We start from the raw sequence: 13,177 nt of genomic DNA on the forward strand, positions 1-13,177 counted from the left end.
TTTAACAAGGTATTAATATGTGATAATCGAAACATACCTCAATGATCTAGAGACATAAAGCCTTGTGTACAATTAAATTATCCATAAAAAAAGCCCCGCATTCGCGAGGCTTATTATGAGTGCTAAATAACTCTATTTTTGCAGTAGAGAGATATCCGCTACTTTTAAGAATAGGTTACGCAGATTGTTGAGTAACGTGAGGCGGTTAAGTTTTAGTTTCTCATCATCCGCCATTACCATTACGTTATCAAAGAAGGCATCAACAGGCTCACGTAGAGCGGCAAGTTGACTCAGTGCGTGCTGGTAGTCGCCTGTTGCAAAAGCAGGCTCTAGCGCTTCACTCATGACTTCAACATTTTCAGCTAGCGCTTTTTCTGCTTCTTCAGTTAGCAGTGCTAAATCGATATCTGCCGCCAGCTCACCGTTAAATTTCGCTAGGATATTACCGACACGCTTATTTGCTGCGGCTAATGACTCTGCAGCATCCAGTGAACGGAAATGGGTAACGGCTTTAACACGTTGGTCAAAATCGGCAGGTTTGGTAGGGCGACGAGCTAATACGGCTTGAATCGCATCGACACTATGCCCCTCATCTTGATACCAAGCACGGAAACGACCAAGCATGAAATCAAGAACATCGCTCTCAACGTTGTCATTGGTGAGCTTATCGGCAAACTGCAGTTTGGCGTGGGCAATCAAATCCACTAAGTCTAACTGGTAGTTTTTCTCGACGATAATACGTAATACACCGAGTGCAGCACGACGAAGAGCAAATGGGTCACTGCCTTTAGGAGCTTGGCCAATACCAAAGATACCTACTAAAGTATCCATTTTATCAGCGATTGCAACGGTTGCCGCCACATCAGAGCTTGGTAGTTCGTCACCAGCGAAGCGAGGCATGTATTGTTCGTTCAGTGCAACAGCAACATCTTCATGCTCACCATCGTGGCGCGCATAGTGCATACCCATTACGCCTTGAGTATCGGTAAATTCAAACACCATAGAGGTCATTAAATCACATTTACACAGTAGCGCAGCACGTTCAGCATGTTCTAAGTTGGCATTCACACTTGGAGCGATAAACGAAGCCATTGCTCCGATGCGGTCCACTTTATCTTTAATGGTACCCAGTTGTTTTTGGAAGATCGCATTTTCCAGCTCAGGAAGACGATCAATCAATGGACGCTTACGGTCGGTATTGAAGAAAAACTCGGCATCGGCAAGACGAGGACGAACCACTTTTTCATTTCCTTCAATAACTTGGCGAGGTTCTTTTGATTCAATATTAGTCACAAAGATAAATTTAGGCAGGAGGTTGCCATCGGCATCATAAACTGGGAAGTACTTCTGGTCGCCTTTCATGGTGTAAACAAGAGCTTCAGAAGGAACATTCAGGAAGTCATTCTCAAAAGACGCCGTTAATACTACCGGCCACTCAACTAGTGAGGTCACCTCTTCAACGAGATCATCATCAAGATCGGCAATACCACCCACAGCGTCAGCAGCTGCTTTGGATCCTTTTAGAATGATCGCTTTACGTGTTTCGTAATCGGCCAGGACTTTACCGCGCTCTTCGAGTATCGTTGGGTATTGATCCGCATGTTCAATGGTGAACTCAGCTTCACCCATGAAGCGGTGTCCACGAATTGTTCGAGCAGAGCTGACACCTAAGATAGAGCCTTCAATTAGCTCATCACCTAATAACACCGTTAAGGTTTTTACTGGACGAATAAATTGTGTGGTTTTGTCACCCCAGCGCATTGGTTTCGCGATAGGCAGTTTAGATAGGGCATTAGCAGCCAAGTCGATGACTAACTCTTTTGATGATTGGCCTTTCACCTCTTGTTGATAAAGCAGCCATTCACCTTTGTCTGTTTTAAGGCGGTCAGCTTGCTCAACGGTGATACCGTTACCACGAGCCCAGCCTTGGGCCGCTTTGGTTGGGTTACCTTCAGCATCGAAGGCTGCTGTAATTGCTGGACCACGTTTTTCAACAATTTTATCTTTTTGGCCAGCCGCTAACGCAGTAACTTTAAGTGCAAGGCGACGAGGAGAGGCGAACCACTTAATGCCTTGATGCTCTAAATTTGCAGCTTTTAGCTCCGCTTCAAAGTTGTTGGCAAACGCTTCTGCTAGAGTGCGAAGTGATTTTGGTGGAAGCTCTTCCGTTCCCAATTCAATAAGAAAATTCTGTTCAGTCATTATCTTTTCCTTCTCTTATTTGTTGTTGCACATAGGGAAACCTAGTGCTTCACGTGAGGCGTAGTAGGCTTCAGCAACGGTTTTTGTTAGGTTACGAATTCTTAAAATGTAACGCTGACGTTCGGTAACTGAGATCGCTTTACGTGCATCAAGAAGGTTAAAAGCGTGACCCGCTTTTAAAATACGTTCGTAGGCTGGAAGAGGCAGAGGGTTTTCTAATTCAAGCAGCTCTTTGCACTCTTTTTCACACTGATCAAAGAACCCAAATAAAAAGTCCACATCTGCGTGTTCAAAGTTGTAAGTAGATTGCTCAACTTCATTTTGATGGAAAATGTCACCATAAGTAACCACGCCTTGAGGGCCGTTGTTCCATACTAAGTCATAAACAGAGTCGACTTCTTGAATATACATAGCAAGACGTTCAATACCGTAAGTGATTTCACCGGTTACGGGTTTGCATTCAATGCCACCCACTTGTTGGAAGTAAGTAAACTGAGAAATTTCCATGCCGTTCAGCCAGATCTCCCATCCTAAACCCCAAGCGCCCAACGTAGGGTTTTCCCAGTTATCTTCAACAAAACGAATATCATGAACAAGCGGGTCTACACCTAGCGCTTCAAGAGAACCTAAGTAGAGCTCTTGAATATTGTCAGGAGAAGGTTTCAGCGCGACTTGAAATTGATAGTAGTGCTGTAAACGGTTTGGGTTTTCTCCGTAGCGGCCATCGGTTGGACGGCGAGACGGTTGAACATAAGCGGTTGACATTGGTTCTGGGCCAAGCGCACGCAGACATGTCATTGGATGTGAAGTACCTGCCCCAACTTCTATATCAAGAGGTTGGACTATGGTACACCCTTGTTGAGCCCAATAGTCTTGTAGTGTCAGGATCATTCCCTGAAAGGTTTTAACGTCATATTTATGCATAGTCATTTCGTGCAATCTTATCAAATAAATAAAAAGAAAATTATCATCGAGTATACCCAATATACGGGTTACCTAGTAGTGGAAATACACTATTTCAGGGGAGGGGGAGTAAAATTTGATGAATTATTGACCACGCCCCTGTAGTGGCTACTAATAGAGGGATCTTTTTTGGTTTGAATGACAATTTGATGACAGAGAAAAAGCGTGTGATGGTTGGCACGATTATCGAGGGAAAGTTATGCTAGCTTTTATTATAAATTCATTCGTTTATAGGTGGTATTTATGAATAGATTTCTGGCTATTTCTCCCAAAAGCCAATGCACTCTGTTTGCTTTTGCGTTCTGTTTGAATTTATTGGCGATGGTATTAACGGATATGTGGCTGCCCATGGTTGTCGGTGCCATTATCACCATGGGGCTATTTGTCGACTCTTGGGCTAGGTTTTACTACATTACGCCATTAAAAAAAGAGCTAGAGAAGGTGAATCAACAGATGAGTGAGATGCGCAAGCTCATCCAAGACAAACCAGACTATTAGTTATTCTATTCCCTTTTTAATAAGGTATTTATAGGGAAGAGAGTCGGTATCAGATGCTAATAGTTGATGGTCCATAAAACGGCAGAAACTCGGAATATCACGGGTGGTTGAAGGATCATCAGCCGTAATTAATAGGGTTTCGCCATCGGCCATTTTGCGGATGGTTTTACGCACCATCATGACTGGCTCTGGACAACGTAAGCCTTCAGCTTCGAGGGTGAGATTGGCACTGCTAAAATTTATCGTCATATCGAATTCTTTTCAAAATAATCTAAACAGCGTAGATGATACTAGTGATAAAAAAATATTCAATACCGCTTGGACTGTGTTAATTTTTAGTGTAACGTTATTAACAATTATTTAACAAATCAAAGGGGTGACCAATGTTAACAAAGGTGGACCGCTTAACGATTTATTCTGTTTTATGCTTCATGACCTTTTGCGCTTTGGTACTACGTCGCCCAGAAGAGATAAGCTTTATTCCATTAATTGGATTGGCTGCAGCGATCACTGGACTGTTTGTTGAACTTAATGAGCAATCTAAGCTGACCTAAAATCGGCACGAAACAGAAACACAGAATTCCATACTACACTCATACCCTTAGATGGGCTTTCCCGGCAACTTGCGTTCAGGCTGCACGGGATTTTTTTTGTCTATTCTATTATGATGTTGTTTTCTCTTAGTTGTGAATGACCATGGAATTAGAAGAAGTGTATCGCAGAGACCTGAATCTTTTAGTGGCCTTAAAGGTGTTGCTTGAAGAGAACAGTGTGAGTAAAGCGGCATTAAGGTTGAACCTAAGTCAATCCGCGATGAGCCGTATTCTTGGTCGATTAAGAGATATGTTGGGTGATCCGCTTTTTACTCGTGAAGGGCAACACTTGATACCGACGCAAAAAGCGTTGGAGTTAAGTGCCCAAATTAACCAACCGCTTGAATCACTGCGCCAGTTACTGAGCCCCAATGATTTTACGCCGCAGCACTGTGATCAGCACTTTTTGATTGCGACGACTGATTATGCCATGCAGACTATTCTTCCTTATGCACTACCGAAGATTTACGAACAAGCACCGAACATCTCTTTGGAGTTTGCTCCTCTACAGCATGAGAATCTTTTTAAACAGCTCACGACAGAGAAAGTCGATATGGCCATCTGTCGACCGATTGGTTCTGTATCGCCTTTAAAACAGCAAGTGCTCGGCTTGGTGGGTGTCTCATGTTTAGTCTCAAAAAATCATCCCCTAGCTCAATCTACTTTAACGTTAGATGATTACCTGACTCTGCCTCACGCTATGATTGCGATCAGTGATGGGGTGAAAGCGCTCCTTGATAGTGCCTTGGTCAATCAACGCGAACGTCATTTAGTGTTGAGGGCATACCATCTTGAAGCGGCATTAGCGATTGTTGATAAAATGCCGATCGTTATTACGGTACCTGCAGATTTAGCCTACTTAGTGGCTGAGCGCTATGATCTGGTTATTAAACCTCTTCCCTTTGAATTTACGCCGTTTGATTACTCCCTTATTTGGCACTCGCGTTGCGATACCTCAGCGGCACAAAGTTGGTTAAGAGGAGTCGTTAAAGAGGAGTGCGGTGACTTGATCAGCAAGCGCATTAATGACATGGGGTTTGCTCACTAACAGCAATAAAAAAGGCTGAACACCTAGGTATTCAGCCCAATAATGTACTGAGGTTTGATTTATAGCTTGATGATCACTCGACCTGTTACGTTACCGTTAGTGATATCTTCAGCCGCTTGAATTGCCTCGTTTAACCCCACCTCTTTAGTTGCTTGAAGGTAGAAGGACTCAGGAAGTAGTGTGGATAACTGTTCCCACGCCTTAATGCGTTTCTCTCTTGGGCAAGAGACTGAATCAATACCTTGCAAACGAACATTACGCAGAATAAATGGCATCACTGTGGTCGGTAAATCAAAACCTCCAGCCAAACCACACGCAGCGACAACGCCATTGTATTGAGTTTGTGCTAAAACTTTCGCTAATACACCACTACCTACGGTATCTACCGCAGCAGCCCATAGCTGATTTTCCAGTGGTTTAGGTGCCTCTTGCAATTCGCTTCGTTCAATAATTTTGCTTGCCCCGAGCGAGCGCAGTAAATCCCCATTTTCAGCAGAGCGCCCTGTCACTGCTGCCACTTGGTAACCGAGTTGAGAGAGCAGAGTTACCGATACGCTTCCTACACCGCCACTCGCTCCAGTGACTAATACTTCACCATCTTCAGGCTTGATGCCAGCATCAACGATGGCTTGAACACACAACATAGCGGTTAATCCTGCAGTGCCAATACTCATCACTTTTTTACTGTTCAACCCTTTTGGCATTGGGACTAACCAATCACCATTGAGAGACGCTTTTTCAGCCATTCCACCCCAATGGTTTTCACCCACACCCCAACCAGTAAGAACAACCTCATCACCTACCGCATAGCGCAGATCATCTGAGTGAGTAACTCTGCCCGATAAATCGATACCCGGTACCATCGGGAAGTTACGAATGATGCGGCCTTTGCCAGTAATAGCTAACCCATCTTTATAATTTAAAGAGCTGTAATCGACATCAATCAGAACATTACCTGCAGGCAGTTGTGATTCATCAATCTCCGTCACTGCGGCAATTGTTTTTCTCTCTTCTTGATTGAGTACTAGTGCTTTAAACATATGTTGCTCCAAATAAGATTTATTAAATCAGATGATTCGGTGAGTCAATGCAAGAAGTGTAGTAGAAGGAGAGAGGAATAAATAATGAAATGTAGACATGTGAACTATGCACGCTATGCATCTGTTTTTTGCATTGATCCGTTGTTTTTTTAGTTATGCTAATAAAAGCGCCCACTTTTATTTTAAAAGCAGGCGGTTTAGTAATATATTTACGGCTTCATGTCTTTTTACAGATTATGGGCGTTCAAATATCGTCGCGATGCCTTGCCCAAGTCCAATGCACATGGTAGCAAGACCAAACTGAACATCTTTGGCTTCCATCAAGTTAATCAGGGTTGTTGAGATGCGTGAACCAGAGCAACCTAATGGGTGACCCAGTGCGATAGCACCACCATTTAGATTCACTTTTTCGTCCATCTGTTCGAGCAAACCAAGGTCTTTTGCGCACGGCAGTGATTGCGCTGCAAACGCTTCATTAAGCTCTACCATACCGATATCACTCATTGATAACCCAGCACGTTTTAACGCCTTTTGACTCGCTGGTACTGGACCATACCCCATAATAGATGGATCGCAACCCGCAACGGCCATGGACTTCACTCTTGCGCGAATGGTTAATCCAAGTTCGTTAGCACGCGATTCACTCATTACTAGCATCGCGGATGCACCGTCTGACAGTGCAGAGGATGATCCTGCTGTTACCGTACCGTTGACAGGATCAAAAGCGGGACGTAGCCCAGAGAGTCCTTCAACAGTAGTTTCAGGCCTGATCACTTCATCATGTTCAAATAGATGTAAGTTGCCATCTGCTTGATGTCCTTCAGTGGCTAGAATCTCGTTGTTAAATCGTCCTTCAAGCGTAGCGGCATGGGCGCGTTGATGTGAGCGAGCAGCAAATTCATCTTGCATTTGACGACTAATGCCATGGATTCGGCCTAACATCTCAGCGGTTAAGCCCATCATGCCTGCGGCTTTTGCTACTGATTTTGACATACCAGGATGAAAGTCAACGCCGTGATTCATTGGTACATGGCCCATGTGCTCCACTCCGCCAATAATACAACTCTCAGCATCACCAACCATAATGGCACGTGTTGCGTCATGAAGTGCTTGCATTGACGAGCCACACAGTCGATTCACGGTAGTCGCACCCACACTGTGGGGGATGCCCGCAAGCAGTGAAGCGTTTCGAGCTACATTGAACCCTTGCTCTAACGTTTGCTGTACACAGCCCCAATAGATATCTTCTATGCTGTTTGGATCAAGATTAGGGTTGCGGGTTAATAATCCTTTCATTAGGTGAGCGGAGAGATCTTCCGCTCTAACGTTACGAAAAGCACCGCCTTTAGACCGACCCATAGGCGTTCGGATGCAATCAACAATGACTACGTTATTCATAATAATTCCTTTCACTTTCTTAATGGGTTTACAGTGCTTTTTTGTACTGTTGGCTGTAATAGCTTTCACCGTTGGCTGCCTTGTCGCGTAAGCCTGCAGGCACGTGATACACAGCCCCTAAGTCCGCGAGTTTGTCGGCCATCTCAATATAGTTTGCCAAACCGATAGTGTCTAAGTATCGGAATACGCCCCCTTTGAATGGCGGGAAGCCTAAGCCGTAAACTAATGCCATATCGGCTTCCGATGGAGAGTCTATGATTCCCTCTTCATAACAACGTACGACTTCATTAATCATTGGCACCATCATACGTGCGATGATCTCATCACTGCTGAACTCTGTCGGATTACCCAGTACCGGTTCTAATAGGGAAGAGACCGTTGGGTCGACCTCTTTTTTAGGTTTTCCTTTTTTATCGACAGAGTAGTTAAAGAACCCAGACCCATTTTTCTGACCATAGCGGCCTGCTTCAAACAGTAGATCAATGGCATCTTTGTAATCCTTGGCCATACGCTCTGGATAACCTTGTGCCATTACTTGTTGGGCATGAGTAGCGGTGTCAATTCCAACGACATCCAATAGATAGGCGGGTCCCATAGGCCACCCAAATTTTTTCTCCATCACCTTATCGACTTGGGTAAAGTCTGCGCCATCTCTTAGCAGTAGGCTGAAACCTGCAAAGTAAGGGAAAAGAACACGGTTAACAAAAAAGCCAGGACAGTCGTTCACTACGATTGGGGATTTACCCATTTTAGCGGCATACGCCACAACGCGGTTGATGGTATCTTCAGACGTTTTTTCACCACGAATGATCTCAACCAGTGGCATACGGTGCACAGGGTTAAAGAAGTGCATGCCACAGAAATTTTCAGGACGTTGCAGTGATTTAGCCAACAGATTGATAGGTATTGTTGAGGTATTAGAAGCAATCACTGTGTTGTTATCGACATACTGCTCTGTCTCCGCTAATACGGCTGCTTTCACTTTTGGGTTCTCAACCACCGCTTCGACGATAATGTCGGCTGACTCTATCCCTGCGTAGTGAAGGCTTGGTGTGATAGAAGCGAGTATTTTTGACATCTTGAATCCATCAATACGACCACGAGAGAGCTGTTTATTGAGCAGTTTAGAGGCTTCATTCATCCCTAAATCTAATGAAGCTTGCGCGATATCTTTCATAATAACCGGCGTGCCCTTTGATGCCGATTGATAAGCGATGCCTCCCCCCATAATACCCGCACCAAGCACTGCTGCTCTTTCGGTAGGTTTGCCCGCTTTAATCGCTTCTTTTGCTTTTGATTTAATGTGTTGGTCATTCAAAAACAGGCCAACTAATGCTTGAGCTACCTCTGTTTTCGCTAGCTTGGTAAAGTGCTTACACTCAATGGCGAGTGCGTCTTCACGGCCACAACGAGCAGCTTCTTCAATAGCAACGACAGAAGTGATAGGCGCTGGATAGTGTGGACCTGCGACTTTGGTTACCATGCCTTTAGCCATGGTAAAACTCATCATCGACTCAATTTTATTCAGTTTTAATGGTGAGGTTTTTACGCTTCGACGCTGCTGCCAATCTAACTTACCAGCGATCGCCTGTTCGATGATCGCTTTTGCAGAGTCAATGAGCGTTTCACGTGAAACGATGGCATCAATCAGACCAATCTTAAGCGCGGGGTTTGCTTTGTTTATTTTTCCGGCAGTGATCATTTCCATCGCTGTATCAGCACCGAGTACTCTAGGCAGTCTTACCGTGCCACCAAAACCGGGCATGATGCCAAGCTTTGTTTCGGGTAGACCAATCTGCACGGAATCGTCTGCAATTCGAAAGTCAGTCGCAAGGACACATTCACAACCGCCACCTAAAGTGTGACCAGTCAGTGCAGAGAGAGTAGGAACCGGTAGGTCTTCGAGTTTGTTAAAGGTGTCATTGGCTTGTACTACCCAATTGGCTAGCTCATCTTCAGGTAGATCGAACAAACCTAAGAATTCGGTAATATCAGCCCCGACAATAAATGCATCTTTACTTGAACTGAGAATCAAGCCAGTTAATGCGGTCTCTTTATGTAGGATATCTAACGCTTCATCAAGTGCGCGTAGGGTAGCCATATCAAGTTTATTGACGGAACTGGATGCAGCATCGAAACAGAGTTGTGCAATGCCGCCATCGAGATAGCTTACTTTGAGAGTGTCACTTTGGTAAATCATGTTCTGTCTCCGTGAAAATTGCCAAGATATTTATCTGGTACGACCTCTTGATATTGGCTTTAATTTAATCATCTGGCAACATATTTTTAACAAGAATGTGTCGCTTATCGTCACTTAGACGAAAATGGTATTGTCCGTGCTACACTGTGCCCACCTTTTTATAGTGAAAACGAAGTCATGAACGAGTTACCTTATCGAATACCTGATGCTTCAGTGACATTTGAAGAGGAGATTAAAAAGAGTCGATTCATAACCACTCTAGCGCATACTCCTGGTATTGAACTGGCTAAGCAGTTTGTGACACACGTTAAAGAGCAACATCCTAGTGCTAGACATCACTGTTGGGGGTTTGTGGCTGAACGCAGTGAAAACTCGATGGCATGGGGCTTTAGTGATGACGGTGAACCATCTGGAACAGCAGGTAAACCGATTTTAGCTCAACTCTCGGGAAGTGGTGTTGGTGAAATTTGTGCGGTGGTGACTCGCTATTCTGGTGGCATAAAATTGGGAACGGGTGGATTAGTGAAGGCTTATGGCGGTGGTGTTCAACAAGCTTTAAAACTACTTCACACAAAAGAGAGAAGAGTCACTCAGATCATTAAACTTGAGTTAGACTACGCTTTAATGACAGTCGTTCAATCGTTGTTGACTGAGTTTGATGCGCAACAGGTTGATGCGGTATTTGGTGCTCGAGTTCGGCTTTATATTGAACTTGAGAAAAGACATCAACAACGTTTCATTGATCAAGTTATCAATAGAAGTGGTGGCAAAGTCACTTATCTTCATCAATAGAATTATTATTAAGGATGTAGGAGTGCCAACCGGCATTCATAACAGATATGCAGTTTCGATCAATAATTAGAATCGTAGGGATTCTACTGGCCCTTTTTAGTGTATCTATGCTTGCCCCTGCCTTTATTGCGTTTATATATCGTGATGGTGCAGGTTTGCCATTCGTCATTACCTTTTTTCTCCTGCTCTCTGGTGGTGCGGCGTTATGGTTTCCCAATCGTCGTTATCGTAAAGAGCTAAAATCTCGAGATGGCTTTTTGATCGTTGTGCTGTTCTGGACCGTAATAGGCAGTGCGGGTGCGATTCCGTTTTTTCTCTCTGAAACTCCCGTCATCTCATTAACTGATTCATTTTTTGAGTCCTTTTCGGCGTTAACCACAACAGGTGCGACAGTGATTGTTGGCTTGGATGACTTGCCAAAAGCGATACTGTTTTATCGTCAATTCCTACAATGGTTTGGCGGCATGGGTATTATTGTTTTGGCTGTGGCTATTTTACCGGTGCTCGGTATCGGCGGCATGCAGCTATATAGAGCAGAGATTCCAGGACCGGTCAAAGACAGTAAGATGACTCCGCGAATTGCAGAGACGGCAAAAGCACTCTGGTATATCTACTTAACCTTAACGATATCTTGTGCTCTGGCATACTGGTTAGCGGGAATGACAGCCTTTGATGCTATTGCACATAGCTTTTCCACTATCGCAATAGGTGGCTTTTCAACTCACGATGCCAGTATGGGGTATTTTGACAGCCCTGTGATTAATATGATTACTGTGATCTTTTTACTGATTTCGGCTTGTAACTTCTCTTTGCACTTTGCCGCTTTTGCATCTGGCGGTGTACATCCTAAATACTATTTAAAAGACCCTGAGTTTAGAGCCTTCTTCCTAATTCAGGCATTGCTGTTCTTGATCTGTTTCTTAATGTTGTTTAATCACAGTACTTATGACACCTACTTTGAGACCTTTGATCAGGCACTGTTCCAAACCGTATCTATATCAACTACCGCTGGGTTTACTACGACAGGCTTTGCGGATTGGCCACTGTTTTTACCTGTTTTACTGCTTTTTTCCTCTTTTATTGGTGGTTGTGCAGGATCGACGGGAGGCGGCATGAAAGTAATTCGCGTGTTATTGCTCTCTTTGCAAGGAGCTCGTGAAATGAAACGATTGGTGCACCCTAAAGCTATCTTTACGATTAAGTTAGCGAATAAAGCATTACCACAACAGGTAGTTGATGCGGTGTGGGGATTCTTCTCTGCCTATGCGCTGGTTTTTGTGCTCTGTATGTTAGGGCTGATTGCGACAGGTATTGATGAACTGACGGCTTTCTCTGCCGTAGCAGCGACATTGAATAATCTAGGACCGGGTTTAGGTGAGGTTGCCGTACATTTTGGTGACATTAATGATAATGCGAAGTGGGTGTTGATTCTCTCAATGCTATTTGGGCGTTTAGAGGTGTTTACATTATTGGTTCTATTCACACCGACTTTTTGGCGTAGTTAATTATATTGAGTAATAAGAGGTCATTTTGGAAAAAATTCTACTGCTCCATTCAAGCACCGATGGGCAAACCATAAAAATTCTTAACTATATAAAAGAGAAGCTAGGCTCAGAAGTAGAGTGTGAACTTCAAAATCTCAACCTTACCACTACGGTCGATTTTGCTCGGTACGATAGAATCATGATTGGTGGTTCTATACGTTATGGTCACCTTAATAAAAAGCTGTATCAATTTATTGAAAAGAACCTACGGGATCTACAACAGAATAAAGTAGCATTCTTCTGTGTGAATTTAACGGCTCGTAAAATAGAAAAGAACACACCCGAAACTAACGCTTATATGAAAACCTTCCTATCAAAATCAAAATGGATTCCAGAATTGCAGGCTGTTTTTGCTGGAGCTCTCTACTACCCTCGTTATAAATGGTTCGATAGAGTCATGATTCAATTAATTATGAGGATTACGGGGGGAGAAACAGACACCAGCAAAGAGGTTGAGTACACCGATTGGAATAAAGTCGAACAGTTTGCTATCCAGTTTAAATCGTTTTAAGCCTATAAATCGAACGTAATGCTGCTTATGTAACCACAAACTATTTATTTTTAGCTTTATTTATTAAAATGCTTGCTAAAGCGATCTAACTCCCTATAATTCCACCTCACTGACACGGAGAGCCACTTCCAATAAGGATTTAGCCTCAGTCAGTAGGACAACAAGCCGCGAGAAATAAGTTTAAAAAAGTGTTTGACACTGTGACTTAATTCGCTAAAATGGCCGTCCACTTAAACGAACTGACCGAAAGGTTTAAAAGTTTAAGAATTGCTCTTTAACAATTTGACCATGCAATTTGTGTGGGCACTCGTGAATAGATTATCAAAAAATAATCTCAATGAACTGAGTGGCCTTAATCGATAAGTTTCGACTTATTGACACAGTCAAA

The 13,177-nt window shown here is 43.6% G+C and carries 12 protein-coding genes; 6 read left to right on the plus strand and 6 right to left on the minus strand.

Translation table 11 applies throughout. The features are described 5' to 3' along the window. Positions 1 to 132: 132 nt before the first annotated feature. Both glyS and glyQ read right to left on the minus strand, forming a co-directional pair. Positions 133 to 2,202 carry a glycine--tRNA ligase subunit beta gene (gene glyS, locus L4C32_RS08165; RefSeq protein WP_428196376.1) on the minus strand — a complete coding sequence of 690 codons (2,070 nt, stop codon included), beginning with the start codon at positions 2,200 to 2,202 and terminating at the stop codon, positions 133 to 135. 15 nt (positions 2,203 to 2,217) lie between these two features. Then, positions 2,218 to 3,126, minus strand: a complete 909-nt coding sequence (glyQ, locus tag L4C32_RS08170; RefSeq protein WP_428196389.1) for a glycine--tRNA ligase subunit alpha — start codon at positions 3,124 to 3,126, stop codon at positions 2,218 to 2,220. Positions 3,127 to 3,408: 282 nt separating this feature from the next. Between glyQ and L4C32_RS08175 the strand changes: the two genes are divergently transcribed. After that, a complete protein-coding gene (locus tag L4C32_RS08175; RefSeq protein WP_428196377.1) occupies positions 3,409 to 3,663 on the plus strand; it encodes a hypothetical protein in 255 nt (84 codons plus the stop codon). Here the strand turns inward: L4C32_RS08175 and tusA are convergent, their stop codons facing one another. After that, entirely contained in the window at positions 3,664 to 3,912 is a 249-nt protein-coding gene (gene tusA, locus L4C32_RS08180; RefSeq protein ID WP_428196378.1) for a sulfurtransferase TusA, read from the minus strand. Between the two features lie 134 nt (positions 3,913 to 4,046). Between tusA and L4C32_RS08185 the strand changes: the two genes are divergently transcribed. Together L4C32_RS08185 and L4C32_RS08190 are read left to right on the plus strand one after the other, a co-directional pair. Continuing rightward, positions 4,047 to 4,217 carry a hypothetical protein gene (locus L4C32_RS08185; protein WP_428196379.1) on the plus strand — a complete coding sequence of 57 codons (171 nt, stop codon included), beginning with the start codon at positions 4,047 to 4,049 and terminating at the stop codon, positions 4,215 to 4,217. A 142-nt stretch (positions 4,218 to 4,359) separates the two neighbouring features. Continuing rightward, entirely contained in the window at positions 4,360 to 5,304 is a 945-nt protein-coding gene (locus L4C32_RS08190; RefSeq protein WP_428196380.1) for a LysR family transcriptional regulator, read from the plus strand. A 59-nt stretch (positions 5,305 to 5,363) separates the two neighbouring features. On the opposite strand, the gene acuI is transcribed toward L4C32_RS08190, so the two are convergent. From acuI to fadB, 3 genes are all read right to left on the minus strand, one after another. Beyond that, a complete protein-coding gene (gene acuI, locus L4C32_RS08195) occupies positions 5,364 to 6,344 on the minus strand; it encodes an acrylyl-CoA reductase (NADPH) (protein WP_428196381.1) in 981 nt (326 codons plus the stop codon). A 234-nt stretch (positions 6,345 to 6,578) separates the two neighbouring features. After that, positions 6,579 to 7,742: an acetyl-CoA C-acyltransferase FadA gene (gene fadA / locus L4C32_RS08200; protein WP_428196382.1), complete on the minus strand. Its 1,164-nt coding sequence runs from the start codon at positions 7,740 to 7,742 to the stop codon at positions 6,579 to 6,581. A 28-nt stretch (positions 7,743 to 7,770) separates the two neighbouring features. Next, entirely contained in the window at positions 7,771 to 9,942 is a 2,172-nt protein-coding gene (fadB, locus tag L4C32_RS08205; RefSeq protein ID WP_428196383.1) for a fatty acid oxidation complex subunit alpha FadB, read from the minus strand. 177 nt (positions 9,943 to 10,119) lie between these two features. Between fadB and L4C32_RS08210 the strand changes: the two genes are divergently transcribed. From L4C32_RS08210 to hemG, 3 genes are read left to right on the plus strand one after another with little or no spacing between them, the layout of a single operon-like run. Continuing rightward, positions 10,120 to 10,734: a YigZ family protein gene (locus L4C32_RS08210; RefSeq protein ID WP_428196384.1), complete on the plus strand. Its 615-nt coding sequence runs from the start codon at positions 10,120 to 10,122 to the stop codon at positions 10,732 to 10,734. Between the two features lie 47 nt (positions 10,735 to 10,781). Further along, positions 10,782 to 12,239, plus strand: coding sequence for a TrkH family potassium uptake protein (locus L4C32_RS08215; protein ID WP_428196385.1), 1,458 nt, complete (start codon positions 10,782 to 10,784; stop codon positions 12,237 to 12,239). A 25-nt stretch (positions 12,240 to 12,264) separates the two neighbouring features. Continuing rightward, complete coding sequence (gene hemG, locus L4C32_RS08220) at positions 12,265 to 12,789, plus strand: menaquinone-dependent protoporphyrinogen IX dehydrogenase (RefSeq protein ID WP_428196386.1); 525 nt, start codon at positions 12,265 to 12,267, stop codon at positions 12,787 to 12,789. The last annotated feature ends 388 nt before the right edge of the window (positions 12,790 to 13,177 follow it).

Source organism: Aliivibrio kagoshimensis, assembly GCF_050337105.1.
Classification (GTDB): domain Bacteria; phylum Pseudomonadota; class Gammaproteobacteria; order Enterobacterales; family Vibrionaceae; genus Aliivibrio_A; species Aliivibrio_A kagoshimensis.